The sequence below is a fragment of the Streptomyces sp. NPDC051286 genome (assembly GCF_044455345.1).
In the GTDB taxonomy this organism is placed as follows: Bacteria; Actinomycetota; Actinomycetes; order Streptomycetales; family Streptomycetaceae; genus Streptomyces.
The window spans coordinates 1-1,403 of the sequence record NZ_JBITER010000152.1 but is presented as its reverse complement, the minus strand read 5'-3'; the positions used below and the strand labels follow the sequence as shown (position 1 = coordinate 1,403).

Annotated in this window: 1 protein-coding gene; it reads left to right on the top strand. The window is 69.5% G+C overall.

What is annotated here, in order from left to right:
* The first annotated feature begins 113 nt into the window (after window positions 1-113).
* The gene (locus tag ACIBB8_RS37900; RefSeq protein WP_398959965.1) at window positions 114-1,379 is read left to right on the top strand and encodes an ISL3 family transposase; all 1,266 of its coding nucleotides are present in this window, start codon (window positions 114-116) and stop codon (window positions 1,377-1,379) included.
* The last annotated feature ends 24 nt before the right edge of the window (window positions 1,380-1,403 follow it).

Below are 1,403 nucleotides of genomic sequence, written 5' to 3'. Positions count from 1 at the left end.
GGGCTCTCCTGCCGTATGTGTGGGTGCCCTGACCTGCCCTGATACGGGAAACACGCCGCCTCCTGTGATCCTTGAGGTGTCTAGGCCCAAGTTGGATCAAGCAGGAAAACGGCGTGTCCCTCTTCAGGATATGGAAGCGGACGCTGACGGCCGAACACACGGTGGTCGAGGGTGTCCGGATCGATGAAAACGAACAGTGCGTGATCGTGTCGGTACGACCCGATGCGCGCCGTCGGCAGCGGTGCGGGATCTGCCGGCGCCCGGCGCCCTGGTACGACATGGGGCGGGGGCGCCGCCGGTGGCGGGACCTCGACCACGGCGTGATGCGTGTGTTCCTGGAGGCGGCCGCGCCGCGGGTGGCCTGCCGCGAGCACGGGACGACCGTCGCTGCGGTGCCCTGGGCCCGTCACGGCGCCGGGCATACCCATGCCTTCGACGCCCAGGCGGCATGGATGGCCGCCGAGTGCTCCAAGAGCGCGGCTGCGCAGCTGATGCGCACCTCCTGGCGGACCATCAGCGCGATCGTCGAGCGGTATGTCGCCGACCGCGATCGGTTGGTCGACCGCTTGTCGGAGCTGCGACGGATCGGCATCGACGAGATCAGCCACCGCAAGGGGCAGAAGTACATGACGGTCGTCGTGGACCACGACACCGCGAGGGTGGTGTGGATGGCCGACGGGCACGGGAAGGACGTCCTGCACCGCTTCTTCAACGCCCTCGGGGAGCGGCGCACCGTCCGGCTCACTCACATCAGCGCCGACGGCGCCGCCTGGATCGCTGAGGTCCTGGCCGACCGGGCCGCGTCGGCGGTGCGCGTGATGGACCCGTTCCACGTGGTTGCCTGGGCCACCGACGCCCTGGATGTCGAACGCCGTGCCTCGTGGAACCGCGCCCGCCGCCAGGCCGCCGATCCTGACACCGCCCGGGCGCTGAAAGACTCCCGCTTCGCGCTGTGGAAGAACGAGGCAGACCTCACCGATCGGCAGGCCGCGAAACTCACCTGGATCGCCGCCACCGATCCCCGCCTGCACCGCGCTTGGCGCCTGAAAGAAGCCCTCCGGGCGGTATTCACCCTGGCCAAGACCCGGCCTACCGCCGCCCTGTCCGCTCTGGACCGCTGGATCGGCTGGGCCCGCCGCTGCCGCATCGACAGCTTCGTCGACCTCCAGCGCCGCATCCGCCGCCACCATCAGGCGATCCGCGCCGCCTTGACCACCGGCATGAGCAACGGACTGATCGAGAGCACGAACACCAAGACCCGCCTGATCATCCGACGCGGCTTCGGCTTCCACACCGCCGACGCCATCATCGCCCTCGTCATGCTCACCCTCGCCGGCCACCGCCCCACCCTCCCCGGCCGCCAACCCGCCACAGAATGACCCACACATACGGCAGGAGAGCCC